The organism is Streptomyces sp. NPDC048277, assembly GCF_040652235.1.
In the GTDB taxonomy this organism is placed as follows: domain Bacteria; phylum Actinomycetota; class Actinomycetes; order Streptomycetales; family Streptomycetaceae; genus Streptomyces.
In genome coordinates this window covers 111,938-130,134 of record NZ_JBEZLQ010000033.1, presented here as the reverse complement: position 1 = coordinate 130,134, position 18,197 = coordinate 111,938, and the positions used below count along the sequence as shown (strand labels likewise).

Genomic DNA, 18,197 nt, shown 5'->3' with positions numbered 1-18,197 from the left:
CCCCACCTCCGGACAGGACGGCCAGCTCGTACAGGGCTGGGGATGCGCGGGCAGCACCAACCAGGTATGGAACTGGTCCTGACGACCCCGCCGCCACGCCAAAGGCGCGCCTTTTCCTAGGTGAAGCGCACCCCCTCTCGCCCCCGCGACAAGGCCGTACGGAGCCCTAGCCTCGGCATATGAACACGGACAAGGAACCCGCCGCCGAGAACGCGCTGGGAGGTTTCCTCCGCGCACGGCGTGCCCGGCTGCGCCCCGAAGACGTGGGGATCGTTGCCTCCGGTCGTCGCAGGGTGCCCGGTCTGCGCCGCGAGGAGGTCGCCACGCTCGCCGGGGTGAGCGCCGACTACTACATGCGCCTGGAACAGGGCCGCGAACGGAATCCGTCGCAGCAGATACTCGAGGCCGTCGCGCGAGCTCTGCACCTGGACGGCGAAGCGGTGGCCCACCTGTACCGCGTGGCCGGCCCGACCACCAGCCGAACGCGCCGCGCGCCGCGCGTCGAACGCGTCGCCCCGCACCTGCGGCGGCTCCTCGACACATGGAGCGACACGCCCGCCTTCGTCCTGGGCCCCGCACTGGACATCCTGGCCCGCAACCGGCTCGCAACCGCCCTCTACGCCGACTTCACCCACTCCGACAACCTGCTGCGCATGACGTTCCTGGACCCGGTCGCGCCGTACTTCCACCGCGACTGGCACCGGGCCGCCGAATCGACCGTGGCCACACTGCGGCGGATGGCCGGTATCGACCCCGAGGACCCGCGGCTGAGCGAGGTCGTAGGCGAACTGTCCGTGAAGAGCGAGGACTTCCGCGTCCTGTGGGCACGCCACGACGTACGCGGCAAGACCCGCGAGGCCAAGCTCTTCCACCACGCCCAGGTCGGGGACCTGGAGCTGCACTACGAGTCCTTCACCGTCAACAGCGCCCCCACCCAGCAGCTCGTCGTCTACCAGGCCGAACCGGGCACCTCGTCCGCGGATGCCCTCACCCTGCTCGGCTCGCTCAGTGCGGCCCCGACGCGGGTGTGACGCCATGATCCGGACGCCCTGCACTAGGTTGAGGTCATGAGTGACAGCACTCCTTTGGGAGACTTCCTCAGAGCACGGCGCGAAGTCCTCAGACCGAAGGACGTGGGTCTGCCGGAGCACGGGCGCAGGCGGGTGCCGGGGTTGCGCCGCGAGGAGGTCGCCATGCTCGCGGGCGTGAGCTCCGACTACTACACGCGCCTGGAACAGGGCCGGGAGACCAGTCCGTCGCCCCAGGTGATCGACGCGGTCGCCGTGGCCCTCCGCCTCGACGACGAGGCACACGACCACCTGCGCAGACTCACCCGGGCGCCCCAGGAGCGCCGCACCGTTCCCGCCGGTCATGACAGGATCAGCCCCCAGCTCCTGCAGCTGATCGACAGCCGGCCCGACACCCCCGCCTTCGTCCTGGGACCGGCCCTGGACGTCCTGGCGAGCAACGCGCTCGCGGCGGCCCTGCACAGCGGATTCCAGCGGTTCGACAACCTGGCCCGCATGGTCTTCCTGGACCCGGCTGGAGGTACCTTCTACCAGGACTGGGACAAGGCCGCGAACTCGTGCGTGGCCGAACTGCGCGCGGCCTACGGATACGACCCCGATGCCCCGCGGATCACCGAAGTCGTCGACACGCTCCGCGCGAAGAGCCCCGAATTCGCCGTACGGTCGGCACGGCACGAGGTGAAGGGCAAGACCCAGCAGGCGAAGAACCTCGCACACCCCGAGGTCGGCGCCCTGGAGATCCAGTTCTCGGCCTTCACCGTCAACGGCTCCCCGCACCAGCAGCTGGTCGTCTACCAGGCCGAGCCGGCGAGCCCCACCGCGGCTGCCTTCGCCGAACTCCGGTCCGCCACCGCCCGGGGCGAATCCGCCCAGGCGGAGCAGGAAGAGCCCAGCCAGGCTCCCTGATCCGCCGCAGGCCCGGCCTCATGCCGTCGAACACGTGGGCGGGCGCGGGACGTGGCGGGTGAAGGCGCGCCGGTAGGCAGTCGGCGTGGTGCCCGTCTCCTCGGCGAACCGGCGCAGGAAGGACCGTTCGGACATGCCGGCGTGGCGGGCGAGTCGGGGCCGACCCCGGCCAATACGCCCCCCTCCTCCAGGAGCGTCTGCACCAGGCCCTCGCCGACCACCCCGCGCTCCTCCAACGCCTGACCGACTGAGTGCGGGAGATCGTCCTCCTTCCGCGAAGTCCCTGGCGTGGGACCTGACCGTGGGCGGTCGGCGACGCCGGGGCTCAGACGGGGATCCCGGAATCGGTCCGCTGCTTCGTGTGCTCCGAAGCGGCCGTCGGGGCAGTGGGCGCGGGCCGGCGCAGGGTGAGGGCGATGCCGAGGCCGAGGAGGGTGAGGGCGGCGGCCGTGAAGCCTGCGGTGCGCAGGCCGGGGACGAGGGCCGGGCCGGTGGCGGTGTGGACGCCGGCGTTGGCGATGGCGACCAGGACCGCCAGTCCCACGGCGGAGCCGATCTGCTGGGTGGTGGAGGCCATGGCCGAGGCGATGCCCTGATGGTGGGCGTCGACTCCGGTGCCGGCCGCGACGAACATCGCGGTCCAGGCGATGCCCTGGCCGAGGCTGAGCAGGATCACACCCGGAAGCAGGGCCGGGTAGCCGCCGCCCGGGGACATTCCCAGGGCCAGGGCGGTCATGCCGACGGCGCCCAGGAGCAGTCCGGTGACGACGGTGGCCCGGGTGCCGACCGTGCCGAGCAGCTTCTCGCTCGCCTTGGTGCCGACCATGCCCACCAGGGCCGACGGCAGGAACGCCAGGCCGGTGGCCAGGGCGTCGTAGCCGCGGACGTTCTGCAGGTAGACGGTGAAGAAGTAGTACTGGGCGCCGAACGTGCCCATGAATACGAAGGTGATGCCCATCGCGGCGACCAGACTGCGGTTGCGGAACAGACGCAGCGGCATCAACGGGTGCGCGCTGCGGGCCTCGACCAGCAGGAACAGGCCGATGAACAGCGCGCCGGCCAGCAGCGAGACGATGGTCCGGACGGAGGTCCAGCCGGCTTCGGGGCCCTGCACGACGGCGAGGACGAGCGCGGTGAAGCCGATCGTGGCGGTGAGAGAACCGGCCAGGTCGAAGCTGCGGCCCCGCGCACGCGGTGCGTCCTCGGGGACGATCGCGAAAGCCGCTGCGGCCGCGCCCAGGGCGAGGGGAACGTTGACGTAGAAGACGGCTTCCCAGCCGAAGTAGTTGGTCAGGATTCCGCCTAGCAGGGAGCCGAGCGCCAGGCCGACGGCCCCGGCACCGCCCCAGATCGCGAGTGCCCGGTTGCGTGCGGGGCCCTCGGAGAAGGTGGTGGCGATCAGGGAAAGGGTGGCGGGCAGCAGGAGGGCGCCGCCCAGCCCCTGCACGGCACGGGCGGCCACCAGTAGACCGGGGTCCGTGGCGAGGGCGCCGGCCAGAGAGGAGAGGCCGTAGAGGGTCAGGGCGGTGGCGAACATACGGCGCTGGCCGAGGAGGTCGGCCGCCCGGCCGCCCAGCAGCAGGAAGCCGCCGAAGGCGACCGCATAGCCGCTGACGACCCACTGCAGGCTGTGGGCGTCGAAGCCGACCTCGCGCCCGATCTCCGGCAGGGCGACGTAGACGATGTTGTAGTCGATGGCGCTGATGAACTGGGCGAACGCCAGCAGGGCCAGCAACAGCCCGGTCCCGCGGCGCGGGGAGGGGGACGACATGGGAATCAGCCTCTCGTTAGTTTGCGGTTGACCGCTTACTTCTTGGGTGAAAGAAACGGGCCGCTCTGAGCGGCCCGGTTCGGGTGGCCCGGTCTGGCGCCGGTCCTAGGCGCGCAGCGTGCGTGCCCAGGGGGCGTCGACCGAGGTGGCGTCGATCGCCATCACGACATTGCTGAGCAGGCCTTCGGCGAAGTACCGGCGGATCTGCTCGTCAGAGGCGCCGGAGGCGGCGCGGACGTACTCGACCTGCTTGGCGTAGCAGGTGCGCACCGCCTCCCCGATGACCGGCTCGCCCGCGCTGCACTGGGCGTGCATGAGGATCATGAGGACGTCCCGGTCGGCGATCACGTCGTCGTACGAGGCTGTCATCGCCTTCAGGACCGCTTCCGGATCGCTGCTCTGCACCGCCGCCGCTGCCGAGGCGGCAGCCTCCCGCAGTCGGTCCGAGCAGTAGTCGACCAGGGCCGCGAACAGCGTCTCCTTGTCCTTGAACAGACGGTAGAGGTACCCCTGCGAGATGCCGGCGGCCTTGGCCACGTCCATCGTCGAGGTCCCGTAGTACCCGCGCTCGGCGAATGTCCTGATCGCCGTACGCATCACCGTCGCCCGGCGTTCCTCGGCCGTCGAACGCTGCCGTGCCCTCGTTTCCATAGAAGCAATTAACCACTTACATCTGTCTGGCGTCAACCGCGAGCCCCCGAGGCCGGTGCGACCGCAGCGGTATCCCGTTCCCGGCGTCGCTGCCCGGCGCGCTCGTCGCCCTCGGGATAGAGCACCAGGTGCTCGTGGAAGAGAACGCCGTCGCGGATGTCGCCGGTGGCGGTGAAGCCGGTGTCGTCGACGTAGTCGATGTGGTTGCCGGTGACGGTGTAGCGGCCGGTATAGGCGCTCTGACGGTTTCCGCGGGCCTCGTCGTAGCGGCCGTTCGGCAGCAGTTCCTGACGGATGAAGCCGTCCGAGGTCACCCACATCCCGACGTACGGGTGGGGGTCGCGGGGCGTGTCGTTGCTGGTCATGGCTTCATGGTCGGCCCGGCGGCCGACAGCAACCAGGCCGCCGTCTGCCCGGGTGCGGGCCTCCTGGGAGCGGCGCACCCAGGGAGAGGGCGGCCTGGTTGCCGTAGCCGGGGCGGCCAAGGCTGGAAGCCGAGCAGCACCGGCGCTTCCCCTCCCGGCAAGCCCACCACCCCCTCTCTCACCCCTCTCCCACGTACGGAAGAAGACCCCTCATGAACGTCAGCGACGCCACCAGCGCCGCCGTCCTCGAACAGCTCCGGCGTCGTCCCGCAGGGGAACGGCGCATCCTGTTCACCGGCGCGACCATCGTCACCATGGACCCCGGCCTCGGCGTCATCGACCGCGGCGACCTCCTCGTCGAGGGCGACACCATCACCGCCGTCAGCCCCGGCCCCGGCCTCGGCGCGGGCGACGCCGTGGTCGTCGACGCCACCGGCACCATCCTCAGCCCCGGCTTCGTCGACACCCACCGGCACGCCTGGGAGGCTCAGCTGCGCCGGATCATGCCGGACGTCGACGACCTCGGCGGCTACGTCATGTCCACGCTGGCCGGCTACGCCACGGTCTATCGGCCCGAGGACATGTACACCGGTACGAGGCTGGCCGCCCTGACCGCGATCGACAGCGGCATCACCACCATGCTCGACTTCTCCCACAACTCCCGCACCCCAGAGCACTCCGACGCCGCCATCGAGGCTCTCCGTGACACCGGCATCCGCGGTGTGCACGCCTCCATGGGCCCGCACTTCGGCGACTGGGACCGCCAGTGGCCCGGCGACCTGACCCGTATCAAGGACCGGTACTTCAGCGGCGACGACCAGCTGCTGACCCTGCGCCTGGCGACCCTCGCCACGGACGAGATCGCCGGACCGGCACTCGCCTACGGTCCTGAACTCGCGCGCGTCGCCACGGACTTGGGAATCGGAGTGAGCGTGGACGCCGTCTTCGGCACGTCCTCCTCCGAGGCGGTCCGGCGCTGGGCCGAGGACGGCATCCTCGGCCCCGACGTCACCCTCATCCACGCCACCGGACTGACCCCCGAGGCATGGAAGGCGATGGGGGAGACCGGCACCACCGTGGCACTCGCGCCCACCTCCGACGCCCAGATCGGCCTGGAGACCGCGATCCCCGCCGTCGACGAGGCCCTGTCCGTCGGCATCCGCCCGGGCCTGAGCATCGACGTCGAAGTCGCCCTGGCCAGCGACATGTTCACGCAGATGCGAGCCCTGCACGCCATCCAGCGGATGCGCGCCGTCAACGCCGCCTACGGCACCGAGCGGCAGCCCCGGCGCATCACCACCCACGACGTCCTGGACTTCGCCACCCTCCAGGGCGCCCGCACCAACGGCCTGGCCGCCGTCACCGGCTCGCTCACCCCGGGCAAGAAGGCCGACCTGCTGGTCATCCAGGCCGAGGACCTCAACAACATGCCGCTCAACGACCCGATCGGCACCGTCGTGCTGGGCTCCGACGCCCGCAACATCAGCGCCGTGCTCATCAACGGGGAGCCCCGCAAATGGAACGGCCACGTCCTCGACGTCGACGTGCGCGCCCTGCGCCGCGAGGTCCACACCTCACGCGAGTACGTGCTGAACTCCCCGGCCGCCTGACCCGGTCGGACGGTCGGGCAACCGTCGGCTGCCACCGGAACCGTCACTCTGCGCGTAGTGGACCATTGCGGCACACTTGGAGGCAGACCGGTTGTCCATCGCCCGGTGACGTGGTGGACCGACCTTCACGGCAGGGTCGCCGGGGTCCTCGGATCCGCCGCATGCGCGGGCCGCCCGGCGTGGCGTCGGCACGGGCCGCGTCCGCCGTCGGAAGGATCTGTGCATGCGCCCCGCCCGCACCGCCGTCCACCGCGCCAGAGGCACGCGAATCGCCGTCGCCGCGGTCGCGGCCGCTGTGGCGCTGTCGGTGGTCGGCTGCAGCAGGGAGGGGGCCGGGTCGGGCAGGCCGTCCGGTGGCATCTCCGCGTCGGCGGCCGGCATCGCCGGGGACGTCACCTTCAACGACGCCAACCTGGCCAGGCTGGACACCGCGCTCAAAGCCGCCCTGCGCGGCAGGGACCTGTCCGGGCTCGACCTCGCCATGGTGGTCAACGTGGCGGACGACTACTGGAACGCGGGAAGGACCGGCTTCTACAAGGCCGTCGCCGAGCTCGGGGTCAAGGGCACCTTCCAGGCTCCCGCCAGCGGTCGGCTCGACCAGCAGCTGTCCATCATCCAGAGTCTGCGCGGCCGGGGCGTCTCCGCCTTCAGCATCTCCGCGATCGACCCCACCGCGGTCAAGGCCCCGATCCGGTCCGCCGACCGGGCGGGCATCCCGGTGCTCGCGATCGATTCCCCGCTGCCCGCCGAGGACGGCGCCGCGCTCTACCTGGGCACGCCCAACTACCAGGCGGGGCAGCGGGCGGGCCAGGCCATGAAGCAGGCGCTCGGCGGCAAGGGCGAGGTCGCCGTGCTGGTCGGCTCGCTGACGGCATCGAACGCCGTCCAGCGGATCCAGGGGTTCGAGGACGCCCTCAAGGGCAGCGACATCAAGATCGTGCACAAGCTCAGCGACAACCTGGACGCCTCCAAGGCGCTGTCCAACGCGCAGACCGTGATCCAGACCGATCCCGACGTCAACGGCCTGTACGGCGTGTACTCCTACAACGGCCCGTCCGCCGCCCAAGCCGTGCAGACCGCCGGCCAGGTCAAATCCATCTCCGTCATCTCCGACGACACCGACGCCCGGACCCTGTCGTTCATCAAGAGCGGCGTGATCCAGGCCAGCGTCGTGCAGCAGCCGTACCAGCAGGGGTACACCGGCGCCTTTCTGCTGGCCGCGCTCAAGGTGCTGGGCAAGAATGCCACGCTGAGACTGGTCAAGCCGTATCTGGAGGGCGACGGCAGCACACTGAGCTCCGGAGTCGGCGTTGTCACCCAGGCCAACCTCGACGCCTACCGCGTCAAGACGAAGGCCCTCGGGATCGCGGAGTGATCAGGGACGCCACCGCCACCGCAGCACGCGCCGGCCGATCGACCTTGAACACGGAGGTGACTGCATGACCGCGCGAAGGGCCCCGACGCCCACCGGAAAGGACGCGATCGACGGTACGCGGGTCGCGTGGCTGCGCCGGTTGGCGGAGGCACCCGAAACGGGCGTGGTGGTGGCGTGCGTCGTGGTCTTCGTCACGCTGGCACTTGTCCGCAGCTCCTTCGTGAGCGCGGTGAACCTGCAGGGCATGGGCTTCGACCTGGCCCAGTACGGCCTGATCGCGATCGGTGAGTCCCTGGTCATCCTGACCGGCGGGATCGATCTGTCGGTCGGGGCGCTGCTGGGGGCCAGCGTGATCCTGATGTCCTGGTTCAACGTCCGGGCGGGCCTGTCGGCCGGCGTCGCGGTACTGGCCATACTCGTGATCACCGGGCTGATCGGCCTGGCGCACGGCCTGGCGGTGACCCGGCTGGACATGCCGCCGTTCGTGGTGACGCTGGTGACCTTCACCATCGCCCAGGGCGTCACCCTGGTGATCACCTCCGGCACGTCCATCGTGGGGATCTCCGACTTCTTCGCAACCCTCGGCCAGACCTACCTGGCGCAGATCCCGGTGCCCCTGGTGCTGTTCGCCCTCGTGGTACTGGTCGCCCGGTTCTTCCTGGAACGTACCTACGTCGGACGCCAGGTCTACGCCGTTGGAGGCAACCGGGAGGCGGCCCGGCTGGCCGGCATCCGCAGCAACCGGCGGGTGGTGTCCATGTACGTCACCTGCTCGCTGCTGTCCGGCTTCGCCGGGGTGCTGGTACTCGGCCGCGTCGGAGTGGGCTCCGCCAGCGGCATCGGCGTCGGCTGGGAGCTGACCGCCGTCGCGGCCGCGATCATCGGCGGTGTCAGCCTGAGCGGCGGCCAGGGCCGGATCCTCGGCGTCCTGGCCGGAACCGTCCTGCTCGTGCTGATCAACAACGGGCTGACCACGCTCCAGGTCAACGCGAACTACACCAACATCGTGCTCGGTTGCGTCCTCGGCCTCGCCATCACGGCAGACCGCCTACGCGCCCGCCGAGTCGCCCTGCGGAGCTAGGCAGTGTCCGCCGAGTGGGGCCTGATCAGTCCGGCTGTGTCATCCCGCCCAGGGGCGTACGGCGGGGCGACACCTTGCGACGGCTGATCCGCCAGCCGTCAGCGGTCCGCACGACGGTGTCGTCGTAGGAGACGGAACCCCAGGAACCGTCCGCCTTGATGCCCAGCCCCTTGGACCGAACCTGCACCCGGCTGTCTGCCGACGCCGTCACGACGACGTTGGTCACGTGATGCGCGACAGGGTTGGCGGCTCCCAGCGCCCAGGCCGCTTCTCGGATGGCCACCACCCCGACCAGCGGCTCCTGACCGAAGTCGGTGAGGTCGTAGACGACATCGGAGGTGAACAGCTCCTCCAACCGGTCGAGGCTCCCGTCGTCGACAAGGTGACCATGCAACGAGATCAGTTCGGTGATGGCCAAGCGATCTTCAACAGCGAGTGACACACGCGTCCTCTCCGGCCCGGCCCGGCGTGGAATGGCCGGGCTGAGTACGATCCGTCGTCAGTACGGCACCACACCGCTGAACACCGGAGCGAGTCCAGGTGCGTCCCGCGGGCGCAGGCCCAGGCCCATGCCCGTGCCCGTGCCCTCGCGATCGTCTCCTACCGCTGATCGGCCTGCCACCGACTTTTACGCACCCGCACCCTGCCCCGCCAGCCGGAGTACGTCCCGTGGGACGGTCCTCAGGCGGTGTCGCCCGTGGATCTGCGGGTCGTTGTCCGTCGGCCGGATGCGCGGACGGTCTTGCCGGTGGTGGCGCGGGTGGCGGTGCCGGACGTGGACCGGCGGGTGGAGTTGCGGCCGCCCGCCGCGGGGGTACCGCCCTTGGCCTCGCCGGACCCGGACCGGCGGGCAGCGCCTCGCTCGGCGGTCGCGGAGGTGCCGCCGGAGGCTTTCGCCCCGGCCACGGAGCGGCGGGCGGAGCCCTCGCTCCCCGTCCTGGGCGCACCGCCTGGCGATGTCCTGGCCTCGCCGCCGCTTCGGCGCCGGCCGCCGGATCGCCTGCCGGGCTTCCGGTCCGGGCGGGACTCCGTCGGTGCGGTCGGCTGGGGGATCTCGATGGTGACGGCCACGCCGGAGGGTTCGCGGGCGCCGGTGATGGTGGCCAGCTCCGCATCGCTCGAGGTGACGCGGGCGGTGCGGGGGCGGATGCCCGCGTCCGACATGAGCCGGGTGACGTCCCGCTTCTGGTCGGGCAGGACCAGCGTGACCACGCTGCCGGAGCCACCGGCGCGGGCCGTGCGGCCGCCCCGGTGGAGGTAGTCCTTGTGGTCGGCGGGGGGATCGACGTTCACGACGAGGTCGAGGTCGTCGACGTGTATGCCCCGGGCCGCGACGTTCGTCGCCACCAGGGCGGTGACCTGGCCGTTCTTGAACTGCTCCAGGGTGCGGTTGCGCTGCGGCTGGGAGCGGCCCCCGTGCAGGGCCGCCGCGCGGACTCCGACGGCCAGCAGCCGCTTGGCGAGCCGGTCGGCGGACCTCTTGGTGTCGAGGAAGAGAATGACCCGGCCGTCCCGGGCCGCGATACGCGTGGTGACGGCCTTCTTGTCGGTCTCGTCCTGGACGTGGAGCACGTGGTGCTCCATGGTCGTCACCGCTCCTGCCGACGGGTCCACGGAGTGCACCACGGGGTCGGTCAGGAACCGCTGCACCAGGCGGTCGATGTTCCGGTCGAGGGTGGCGGAGAAGAGCATGCGCTGTCCGTCCGGCCGTACCTTCTCGATCAGCTTGGTGATCTGCGGCAGGAAGCCCATGTCGGTCATCTGGTCGGCTTCGTCCAGCACCGTGATGTGTACGTCGTCGAGTACGCAGTCCCCGCGCTCCACAAGGTCGTTGAGCCTGCCGGGGCTCGCCACGACCACTTCCGCGCCGCGCCGGAGCGTGGCGGCCTGCTTGGTGATGGACAGCCCGCCGACCACGGTGGCCAGCCGGAGGTTCACCGCCGTCGCGTAGGGGGTCAGCGCGTCCGTCACCTGCTGGGCGAGTTCACGGGTGGGCACCAGCACAAGGGCGAGGGGCGCCTTGGGCCGCGCCCGCAGTCCCGCCGTTCGGGCCAGCACCGCCAGCCCGAACGCGAGGGTCTTGCCGGAGCCGGTGCGGCCGCGTCCCAGCAGGTCACGGCCGGCGAGCGAGTTGGGCAGGGTGGCGGCCTGGATGGGGAAGGGGGTGGTCACGCCCTGCGCGGTGAGGGTCTTCAGCAGACCCGCGGGCATGTCCAGACCGGCGAAGTCCTCGACGGCGGGAAGTGCGGGTGTCGTGTTTTCCGGTAGCCGGAACTCCCTCGGCGCCGACACGGACGGCGTCGGTGACGCGGCGCGCCGGTTCGACTTCTGGGGCCTGCGGGACATGCGGTGGTCTGCCTTCCTGGAAACAGCACAAACCGGGGTCCGCACCATGACGGTGCGGACCCCGGTGAGCGGATACGCGTCCGGCGATCAGGCGGGGACGATGTTCTCCGCCTGCGGGCCCTTCTGGCCCTGCGTGACGTCGAAGGAGACCCGCTGGCCCTCCTGGAGCTCACGGAAGCCCTGGCTCGCGATGTTCGAGTAGTGGGCGAAGACGTCGGGACCGCCGCCGTCCTGCTGGATGAAGCCGAAACCCTTTTCAGAGTTGAACCACTTCACAGTGCCCTGTGCCATGACATTCCCCTTCGGTAGGCAAATGGCCCCATCCGGAGATGCCGGAAAACAAATAACGCGCCTGAAGGAGAAGCATTCCCGTCAGGCGCACATAGGTTCATGGGTACCACAACTGCAACAAGTGAAAGGTAGCACAGCTCGGCGGTCCATGGCCTGGTCATTGAGGCGTGTCGCCGCTTCCACGGCCGATTCAACGGCTCCGGCGCCCTGGAACCCGTCTGCGTCCCGGGGCCGGGCGCGGCCAAACGATGGCTTGTCGTGCGGTGCGGCGCGTGGCGCCGGTCGTGTGCCGCTCCGGACGGGCGGAGATGCAGCAGACTGCCGGTGATCATCTGCAACAGCGGTCGACACGGCGTCCATCTGTGAAGGGAGAGCCGGCATGACGATGGTTCCTGCCGACCTGAAGTACACCGACGAGCACGAGTGGGTCCGGGTGGAGCCCGACCGCACTGTGACGGTCGGCATCACCGACCACGCGCAGAAGACGCTCGGCGACCTCGTCTTCCTGGAACTGCCCAAGGTCGGCCTGAAGGTGGAAGCCGGACAGCCGATCAGTGTGGTGGAATCCGTCAAATCCGCCACCGACATCTTCAGCCCGGTCACCGGCGAGGTCATCGCCGTCAACACGGACGCGAGCGACGCGCCCGAGGACGTCAACGACGATCCGTACGGCGTCTGGCTCTTCAAGATCAAGCTGGCGGACAAGACGAAGGTCGACGGCCTCTTGGACGCCGCCGCCTATACGAAACTGATCAGCTGAGGTCTCTTCGCCATGACGGCCGGGAGGTGCTCCCACCCCCCGGCCGACGGCTTCGGCCGCGGGCGGTCCCCTTCCCCGGCCCTGCCCCAACGCCGGTTCGCACCTCTGACCTGCGCGTGCGCGAGGACCGCCGATACCGCCTCGTACAGCCTCTCTCGTGAGGCGCCGACGGCCGTCGGGAAGCGCGTCCACATGCGGCCCGAACGAACGCGTGCAGTCGCCGGGATCCCCTCCGAGACGGGAGACGCAAGCCATGGACATGAAACTCGAGGTCGTGGTGGTGCCGGTGTCCGACGTCGACCGGGCCAAGGACTTCTACACGGCGCTCGGCTGGCGGCTCGACGCGGACGTCGCCACCGACGGGGACTTCCGGGTGGTCCAGGTGACCCCTCCGGGTTCCCCGGCGTCGGTCATCTTCGGCGCGTCGGTCACCGAACAGGCTCCCGGCTCGGCCCGGGGTCTGCACCTGATCGTCGACGACATCGAGGCCGCCCACGCGGAGCTGGTGCGACACGGCGCCGACCCCAGCGAGGTGTTCCACGATGCCGGCGGCGTCTTCCACCACGCCGGTGACGACGCCCGGGTGCCCGGACCCGACCCGAAGCGCGGAAGCTACGGCTCCTTCCTGTCGTTCAGCGACCCCGACGGCAATGGCTGGCTGCTTCAGGAGGTCACCACCAGGCTCCCGGGGCGACTGGATCCCGCGACCACGTCGTTCGCATCGGCCGGCGACCTGGCGAGTGCCCTTCGGCGGGCCGCGGCGGCGCACGGTGAGCACGAGGCGCGCATCGGCGCGGAGGACCCGGACTGGCCGGACTGGTACGCGCGGTACATGGTGAGCGAGCAGGCCGGCAGCGAACCGCCCGAGTGACGCGGTCCCCCCAGCCCCGCCCCACCCGGAGGCCCGCCGGTCAGCTCACCCGGTCGAGCCGGGAGGGGGATCCGGTGGTCTGACTGCCCTCGTCGCCGAGTGTCAGGGTGTCGGCTCCGTTCTTGGTCAGGGTGTAGACGTTGCCCGGTCTGCACACCACGCCGACCGAGGGATCCGTGGGCGTACTGGTGACCGCCTGGAACACCATCGACGTCGCGTGGGTCTCCTGCAGGCGCAGCGTCTCGGTGCAGCCGATGTCGTCGCCGCTGGTCGCCTCGGTGACGTGGCTGATCTGGCGGCCCACGAGTTGACCCCGTCGCGCCGCGTGGAGGGTGACGGTCACGGACACGCCCGTCGTACGGGCGTTGAACACGCCGTCGCCCGAGCTGCTGCCGGGTCCGGTGCCCTTCCAGGTGCCCACCCAGGAGGCGGGCAGCGCGTTCGCCGCCGCCGCGCCGGTCGCGGACGGGGAGGGCGTCGACGGCGGGGACGTACCAGCCGAGGCCCGGCCGTCCCCGGCTCCATTCGCCCAGAGCGCCACGGTGACGGCCGCCGCGACGGCCAGCACGCCCGAGGCCACGACCACGACCGGGTTCCGGGCCCGCGCCGCCCCGCGCGGGGCGCTGGGAGGCGTAACGGCACCCGTGGGGCCGGCGGGCGCGAGCATGGGGCCGTTCCCGGCCGGAACAGCGGACGGAGGGACATACGGCGGCGGGCCGAATCCCGTCGCCGTGGGCGCAACGGGCGGCGCAACGGGCGGCGCCGCGACGGCGGGCGACGCGTCGAGCAGGCTCCGCAGCTCGGCCTCCCGCGCGGCGAGGTCCTGTGCCAGGCCCGGGACAAGGTCGGTGGCCCAGTCCGTGGCCGCGGATCCGAGCCGCTCCAGCAACTCCCGTGTCGTGGGCCGGGATCGGGGAGACTTGTGGAGGCAGGCCGCCAGCAGCGGTGCGAGTGACGGCGGTACGTCGTCGAGCACGGGCTCCTCGTGCGCGATCCGGTAGAGCAGCTGCGCCGCGGAGGGCTCCTCCCCACGGCGCAGGAAGGGCCCCTGTCCGGTGGCCGCGTACACCAGCACCGCAGCGAGGGAGAAGACGTCGCCGGGTCCCGCCGCGGCCCCGCCCGTGACCTGTTCGGGGGCCATGTACCCGGGGGAGCCGATGACCCCGCCCGTGCGGGTGTGGCGGGTGTCGTCGGCGGCCCGGGCGATGCCGAAGTCGATGAGCAGCGGATGACGGCGGGCGAGCAGCACGTTGGACGGCTTCACGTCCCGGTGCGCGAGCCCCGCCCGGTGCACGGTTCCGAGCCCTTCGGCGAGCTCCGCCGCCAGTATGCGGACGGCGGTCTCGGGCAGGGGCCCGTGCCGTTCCACCCAGTCGGCCAGGGTCGGTGCCGGGACGTACTCCGTTGCCAGCCACTGCGGCCGCTGCCCCGGCGCGCTGTAGTCGACGACCGCGACCGTCCAGGGGGAGCGGACCTGGTCGTTGCTGGCTATCTCGCGGGCGAACCGCTCCTCGAAGCCCGGGTCCTGGCCGAACTCGCCGCGTACCGTCTTCAGCGCCAGCGGTCGGCCGGAGGACGTACGGCTGAGAAAGACCTGCCCCATGCCGCCGGCCCCGAGCCGCGCCAGCAGAGGGTAGCCGCCGACGGCCGGTGGATCCGTCGGATCGAGACTTCTCATGAACGTCTCCGGGCGGTGAGCGCGTTGCAGCCTGCGGTGATCTATTCATATCAGTTCGGGTAGTTCGGCAGTGGTGTCCCGCTCTCCGGCGATGCCGATGGTGCCGTCGGGGAAGCGCTGGACCGAGCGCACGCCGGGCAGCAGGTTGAGGAGCAGGCAAGGTGTGCCGATGACGGCCGCGGCGGCCAGCAGAGTCGTGCGCATCCCGAGAAACTGGGCGACGGGAGCGGCCGCGGCGTAGCCGGCGGGCATGGCGATCAACGAGATCATCCAGTCCAATGAGCTGACGCGGGCCAGCATCTCCTCGGGGAAGAGCTGCTGCTGAGTGGTCGCCAGAACCTCGCCGACCAGTGAGGTCATGATGAACGCCACGGCCACGCCGAGAGCGATGACTAAGAGCGGGGCGGGAGGAGCGAGCAGAGCCAGCGGGCCGATGCCGAGTACCGCGGCCGCGTTCGTGGCGACCAAGGGGCGGCGCGGCCGGTAGCGCAGCGCGGCCAGGCCGCCGACGATGGAGCCGACCGCACCGGTGATCATGATCACGCTCCAGGCGGTGGCCCCGCCGTGGCCGTGCTGCATCACGACCGGGCCCAGGACGAAGAAGAACGCGATCGCGAAGTTCCACACGCCCCAGCAGAGCAGGTTGGCCAGGTACCAGGGGTACCGGGCCACCGCCGACCAGCCGTCGCGCAGGTCCCCGAAGAAGTGCTGTCTCCCGGACCGCCGCGCCTGCCTGCGCGGCTGCATTCGGGAGACCAGCACGAAACTCAGCAGGAAGCTGATGGAATTGACGAGAATCGCGGCACCTGGACTGGAGACCGCCAGCAGCAGCGCGGCGAGGGCCGGGCCGAGCACCTTCGTGGTGCTGTCCGTCAGGCCGAGCAGGGCGTTCGCCGGTTGCAGATGCTCAGTGCCGACGAGCTCGGGTACGACGGCCCTGGACGCCGGGGTGAAGAAGGCCATGGCCATACCGGCGATCGTGTAGGTGACGGCGAACTGCCAGACCGCCGCCTGATGCAGGAAAATCATCAGGGCGAGCAGGCCGTAGCAGACCGCCTGGATGGCGTCGGTCGCCATCAGCACCAGCTTGCGCGACAGCCGGTCCGCCCAGACGCCGCCCACCGGCAGCATCGCCACCTGGCCGACCGCATGGCAGGTCAGCACCGTGCCGACATCCAGTGCGCTGCCACCTGAGCGCAGGATGGCGAAGACCACTGTCACCGGTATCAGGGCATTGCCCATGGCGGAGATGCTGCGCGCGGTCCACAGGAGCCGGTAGGGGCGCTCCCGCAGCGTGCTCAACGATGTCGGCAGGGGCACGGGCGGCCGTCCTTTCTGAGTCATGGGGTTTCCCGGAACTGCCGAGTCGTCGGCCGACCACGATGTCGATCACGACGAGGGGGCGTCGGCGATGCGGGGTCGCCCGGGCAGGGGGCATCGCCGTTTCGGGTCCCGCGAGCCGCGAGCCGCGTTTTGGGATCGGGACGGGCTGGGGACCGGGACCGGAATCGGAATCGGAGAGAGAAGTGTCAGACGGTCATGCGGAACCGCCGCCGGTAGGCCGCGGGCGTCGTGCCGATCTGCTTGCGCAGCGCGCGGTGGAGCGTCTCCACCGAGCCGAGTCCACACGCGGCGGCGACCTGGTCCAAGGGCTGGTCGGTGCCCTCCAGGAGACGGCGGGCCGCTTCCACTCGCGCGGCCTCGACGTAGGCGCCCGGAGTGGTTCCGGTCTCCTGGCGGAACACCCGCGCGAAGTGGCGCTCGCTCAGGCACATCCGTGCCGCGAGCGCGGCGGCGGACAGGTCACCGTCCAGGTGGTCGACGATGTACATCCGCAGCGCGTCGATGTCGCGGCGGGCCGCGGGCGGCCGGCTCAGCGGGACCGAGAACTGGCTCTGGCCGCCCTGGCGCCTGACGTACATGACGAGCTGCCGCGCAACTGTCAGGGCCACCTCCTCGCCCAGGTCCTCGGCGACCAGTGCCAGTGCCAGGTCCATGCAGGAGCTGATCCCGGCGCCGGTCCAGATGTTGCCGCAGCGCACGAAGATCGGGTCGGGGTCGACGGTGACCTCGGGATGCTCGGCCGCCAACTGCGCCGCGGTCGACCAATGGGTCGTCGCCGTCCTGCCGTTGAGCACCCCGGCGGCGGCCAGCAGGTGCGCGCCGCCGCACACCGACACGACCCGCCGGGCCAGCGGCGTGACCCGGGCGATCCACGCGACCACGTCGCCGTCCACGCGGGCGACCGCGCCGCCGGGGTCCGTGCCGATCGCCCCGGGGACCAGCAGCGTGTCCAGTACGCCGTCCACCTCGTCGAAGGAGAGGTCTGCGACCAGTCGTAGCCCCGCTGACGTGGCCACCTCGCCGCGAGTCCGCCCCGCGAGTTCGACCCGGTAGCCCGCGGCGCCGCCGGTCTCCCGGTCGGCCAGGGCGAAGACCTCGGCCGGGCCGGTGACGTCGAGGAGGTCGACGCCGGGGAAGACCGCGATGACGACGCGGCGGGTGCTGGACATGGGTCCATCCTGACCCGCGTGACTCGGAGGCGGCAATGACGGTCTGCTGGCAGATCCGGACATGACGGTCCGGCAGGTGAGTGCCACGGCCAGGTGAGTGTCACGGCCTGCCGGTGGGCAGAGGGAACGGATGGCGCAGACGGCGTTTGACGAGTCCGAGCGGCGGGCGTGGGCAGGGCAGGCCGAGGCCTACGCCGCGAGTTTTGCCAGACTGTGCGCGTATCCAGTGCCCGTGCTCCTTCGTGCCGCCAAGGTTCGACAGGGGGACCGGCTCCTCGATGTGGGGACGGGTACCGGCACCGTTGCCGCAGCCGCGTGGGCACGGGGAGCGAGGGTGACGGCGGTGGACGCCGAGCCGGGCATGGTGGCCCGGGCCGCGCGGGCGGTTCCGGAAGCCGATGTGCGGCTTGCGTCCTTGCCTCGTCTTCCGTTCCCCGACGACGAGTTCGACGTCGTGGTCGGCAACTTCGTTCTCAACCATGTCGGACGCCCTGGTGAGACCCTGCGGGAGCTGCGCCGGGTGACGCGGCCTGGTGGCCGTATGGCCGTCACCATCTGGGCAGCTCCTCCAGCGGCCGGGCAGGCACTCCTCGGCAGGGCGGTCCAGGCGGCCGGTGTCGCCCGTCCCGCTTTCCTGCCGGCCCTTGCGCCCGAAGACGACTTCCCGCGCACTGAGCAGGGCTTGGCCGCGTTGTGGGGCGAGGCCGGACTACGGAACGGTGTGTGCAGCACCCTGGTCTGGAACCATCGGACGACGCGCGAGGAGTGGTGGAGCGGACCGGCGGCCGGAGTGGCGACGATCGGACAGGTCGTCACCAGTCAGGCACCAGCGGTTGTCGCAGAGATCAAGGAGCACTTTGAGCTTCTGTGCGGCGAGTTCGCCGGTCCCGATGGCGTACTGCTGTTGCCCCACGCAGCCCTGATCGCGCATGGCCGGGCATGACGGCCGGG

At 70.9% G+C, this 18,197-nt stretch carries 17 protein-coding genes; 8 read left to right on the top strand and 9 right to left on the bottom strand.

All coding sequences use genetic code 11. The features are described 5' to 3' along the window. Positions 1-179 precede the first annotated feature (179 nt). On the top strand, positions 180-1,031 hold the full coding sequence (locus tag AB0D85_RS45300) for a helix-turn-helix transcriptional regulator (RefSeq protein ID WP_362334928.1): 852 nt from the start codon (positions 180-182) through the stop codon (positions 1,029-1,031). A 36-nt stretch (positions 1,032-1,067) separates the two neighbouring features. Next, on the top strand, positions 1,068-1,934 hold the full coding sequence (locus tag AB0D85_RS45295) for a helix-turn-helix transcriptional regulator (protein WP_362334925.1): 867 nt from the start codon (positions 1,068-1,070) through the stop codon (positions 1,932-1,934). A gap of 325 nt (positions 1,935-2,259) precedes the next feature. On the opposite strand, the gene AB0D85_RS45290 is transcribed toward AB0D85_RS45295, so the two are convergent. From AB0D85_RS45290 to AB0D85_RS45280, 3 genes are all read right to left on the bottom strand, one after another. Next, complete coding sequence (locus AB0D85_RS45290; protein WP_362334922.1) at positions 2,260-3,705, bottom strand: MFS transporter; 1,446 nt, start codon at positions 3,703-3,705, stop codon at positions 2,260-2,262. Positions 3,706-3,810: 105 nt separating this feature from the next. Beyond that, entirely contained in the window at positions 3,811-4,356 is a 546-nt protein-coding gene (locus tag AB0D85_RS45285; RefSeq protein WP_362334918.1) for a TetR/AcrR family transcriptional regulator, read from the bottom strand. Between the two features lie 32 nt (positions 4,357-4,388). Continuing rightward, entirely contained in the window at positions 4,389-4,721 is a 333-nt protein-coding gene (locus AB0D85_RS45280; protein ID WP_362334915.1) for an Atu4866 domain-containing protein, read from the bottom strand. A gap of 212 nt (positions 4,722-4,933) precedes the next feature. On the opposite strand from AB0D85_RS45280, the gene AB0D85_RS45275 reads away from it, so the two are divergent. The 3 genes from AB0D85_RS45275 to AB0D85_RS45265 all read left to right on the top strand — a co-directional run bounded on the left by AB0D85_RS45275 (position 4,934) and on the right by AB0D85_RS45265 (position 8,787). After that, on the top strand, positions 4,934-6,331 hold the full coding sequence (locus tag AB0D85_RS45275) for an amidohydrolase family protein (protein WP_362334912.1): 1,398 nt from the start codon (positions 4,934-4,936) through the stop codon (positions 6,329-6,331). 223 nt (positions 6,332-6,554) lie between these two features. After that, on the top strand, positions 6,555-7,706 hold the full coding sequence (locus tag AB0D85_RS45270; protein WP_362334910.1) for a substrate-binding domain-containing protein: 1,152 nt from the start codon (positions 6,555-6,557) through the stop codon (positions 7,704-7,706). A gap of 64 nt (positions 7,707-7,770) precedes the next feature. After that, complete coding sequence (locus AB0D85_RS45265; RefSeq protein WP_362334908.1) at positions 7,771-8,787, top strand: ABC transporter permease; 1,017 nt, start codon at positions 7,771-7,773, stop codon at positions 8,785-8,787. Positions 8,788-8,812: 25 nt separating this feature from the next. On the opposite strand, the gene AB0D85_RS45260 is transcribed toward AB0D85_RS45265, so the two are convergent. From AB0D85_RS45260 to AB0D85_RS45250, 3 genes are all read right to left on the bottom strand, one after another. Continuing rightward, positions 8,813-9,229 carry a nuclear transport factor 2 family protein gene (locus AB0D85_RS45260; protein ID WP_362334905.1) on the bottom strand — a complete coding sequence of 139 codons (417 nt, stop codon included), beginning with the start codon at positions 9,227-9,229 and terminating at the stop codon, positions 8,813-8,815. Positions 9,230-9,468: 239 nt separating this feature from the next. Beyond that, positions 9,469-11,133, bottom strand: coding sequence for a DEAD/DEAH box helicase (locus AB0D85_RS45255; RefSeq protein ID WP_362334902.1), 1,665 nt, complete (start codon positions 11,131-11,133; stop codon positions 9,469-9,471). An 87-nt stretch (positions 11,134-11,220) separates the two neighbouring features. Further along, positions 11,221-11,424: a cold-shock protein gene (locus tag AB0D85_RS45250; RefSeq protein ID WP_073895899.1), complete on the bottom strand. Its 204-nt coding sequence runs from the start codon at positions 11,422-11,424 to the stop codon at positions 11,221-11,223. A 379-nt stretch (positions 11,425-11,803) separates the two neighbouring features. Between AB0D85_RS45250 and gcvH the strand changes: the two genes are divergently transcribed. Both gcvH and AB0D85_RS45240 read left to right on the top strand, forming a co-directional pair. After that, positions 11,804-12,184 (top strand): glycine cleavage system protein GcvH, encoded by a 381-nt coding sequence (gene gcvH, locus AB0D85_RS45245; protein ID WP_362334897.1) that lies wholly within the window; start codon positions 11,804-11,806, stop codon positions 12,182-12,184. Positions 12,185-12,437: 253 nt separating this feature from the next. Continuing rightward, on the top strand, positions 12,438-13,055 hold the full coding sequence (locus AB0D85_RS45240) for a VOC family protein (protein WP_362334893.1): 618 nt from the start codon (positions 12,438-12,440) through the stop codon (positions 13,053-13,055). A gap of 40 nt (positions 13,056-13,095) precedes the next feature. Here AB0D85_RS45240 and AB0D85_RS45235 read toward each other — a convergent pair whose 3' ends face one another. The 3 genes from AB0D85_RS45235 to AB0D85_RS45225 all read right to left on the bottom strand — a co-directional run bounded on the left by AB0D85_RS45235 (position 13,096) and on the right by AB0D85_RS45225 (position 17,246). Further along, the gene (locus AB0D85_RS45235; RefSeq protein ID WP_362334890.1) at positions 13,096-14,733 is read right to left on the bottom strand and encodes a serine/threonine-protein kinase; all 1,638 of its coding nucleotides are present in this window, start codon (positions 14,731-14,733) and stop codon (positions 13,096-13,098) included. Positions 14,734-14,778: 45 nt separating this feature from the next. Continuing rightward, positions 14,779-16,053 carry an MFS transporter gene (locus tag AB0D85_RS45230; RefSeq protein ID WP_362334886.1) on the bottom strand — a complete coding sequence of 425 codons (1,275 nt, stop codon included), beginning with the start codon at positions 16,051-16,053 and terminating at the stop codon, positions 14,779-14,781. Positions 16,054-16,262: 209 nt separating this feature from the next. After that, positions 16,263-17,246, bottom strand: a complete 984-nt coding sequence (locus AB0D85_RS45225; RefSeq protein WP_362334883.1) for a helix-turn-helix domain-containing protein — start codon at positions 17,244-17,246, stop codon at positions 16,263-16,265. A 130-nt stretch (positions 17,247-17,376) separates the two neighbouring features. Between AB0D85_RS45225 and AB0D85_RS45220 the strand changes: the two genes are divergently transcribed. Further along, positions 17,377-18,189, top strand: coding sequence for a class I SAM-dependent methyltransferase (locus AB0D85_RS45220; RefSeq protein ID WP_362334880.1), 813 nt, complete (start codon positions 17,377-17,379; stop codon positions 18,187-18,189). The last annotated feature ends 8 nt before the right edge of the window (positions 18,190-18,197 follow it).

What these genes read in the sequence shown, in the direction of transcription:
- AB0D85_RS45300 (WP_362334928.1), top strand. Translation starts at nt 180, where the DNA reads ATGAACACGGACAAGGAACCCGCCGCCGAGAACGCGCTGGGAGGTTTC.
- AB0D85_RS45295 (WP_362334925.1), top strand. Translation starts at nt 1,068, where the DNA reads ATGAGTGACAGCACTCCTTTGGGAGACTTCCTCAGAGCACGGCGCGAA.
- AB0D85_RS45290 (WP_362334922.1), bottom strand. Translation starts at nt 3,705, where the DNA reads ATGTCGTCCCCCTCCCCGCGCCGCGGGACCGGGCTGTTGCTGGCCCTG.
- AB0D85_RS45285 (WP_362334918.1), bottom strand. Translation starts at nt 4,356, where the DNA reads ATGGAAACGAGGGCACGGCAGCGTTCGACGGCCGAGGAACGCCGGGCG.
- AB0D85_RS45280 (WP_362334915.1), bottom strand. Translation starts at nt 4,721, where the DNA reads ATGACCAGCAACGACACGCCCCGCGACCCCCACCCGTACGTCGGGATG.
- AB0D85_RS45275 (WP_362334912.1), top strand. Translation starts at nt 4,934, where the DNA reads ATGAACGTCAGCGACGCCACCAGCGCCGCCGTCCTCGAACAGCTCCGG.
- AB0D85_RS45270 (WP_362334910.1), top strand. Translation starts at nt 6,555, where the DNA reads ATGCGCCCCGCCCGCACCGCCGTCCACCGCGCCAGAGGCACGCGAATC.
- AB0D85_RS45265 (WP_362334908.1), top strand. Translation starts at nt 7,771, where the DNA reads ATGACCGCGCGAAGGGCCCCGACGCCCACCGGAAAGGACGCGATCGAC.
- AB0D85_RS45255 (WP_362334902.1), bottom strand. Translation starts at nt 11,133, where the DNA reads ATGTCCCGCAGGCCCCAGAAGTCGAACCGGCGCGCCGCGTCACCGACG.
- AB0D85_RS45250 (WP_073895899.1), bottom strand. Translation starts at nt 11,424, where the DNA reads ATGGCACAGGGCACTGTGAAGTGGTTCAACTCTGAAAAGGGTTTCGGC.
- gcvH (WP_362334897.1), top strand. Translation starts at nt 11,804, where the DNA reads ATGACGATGGTTCCTGCCGACCTGAAGTACACCGACGAGCACGAGTGG.
- AB0D85_RS45240 (WP_362334893.1), top strand. Translation starts at nt 12,438, where the DNA reads ATGGACATGAAACTCGAGGTCGTGGTGGTGCCGGTGTCCGACGTCGAC.
- AB0D85_RS45235 (WP_362334890.1), bottom strand. Translation starts at nt 14,733, where the DNA reads ATGAGAAGTCTCGATCCGACGGATCCACCGGCCGTCGGCGGCTACCCT.
- AB0D85_RS45225 (WP_362334883.1), bottom strand. Translation starts at nt 17,246, where the DNA reads ATGTCCAGCACCCGCCGCGTCGTCATCGCGGTCTTCCCCGGCGTCGAC.
- AB0D85_RS45220 (WP_362334880.1), top strand. Translation starts at nt 17,377, where the DNA reads ATGGCGCAGACGGCGTTTGACGAGTCCGAGCGGCGGGCGTGGGCAGGG.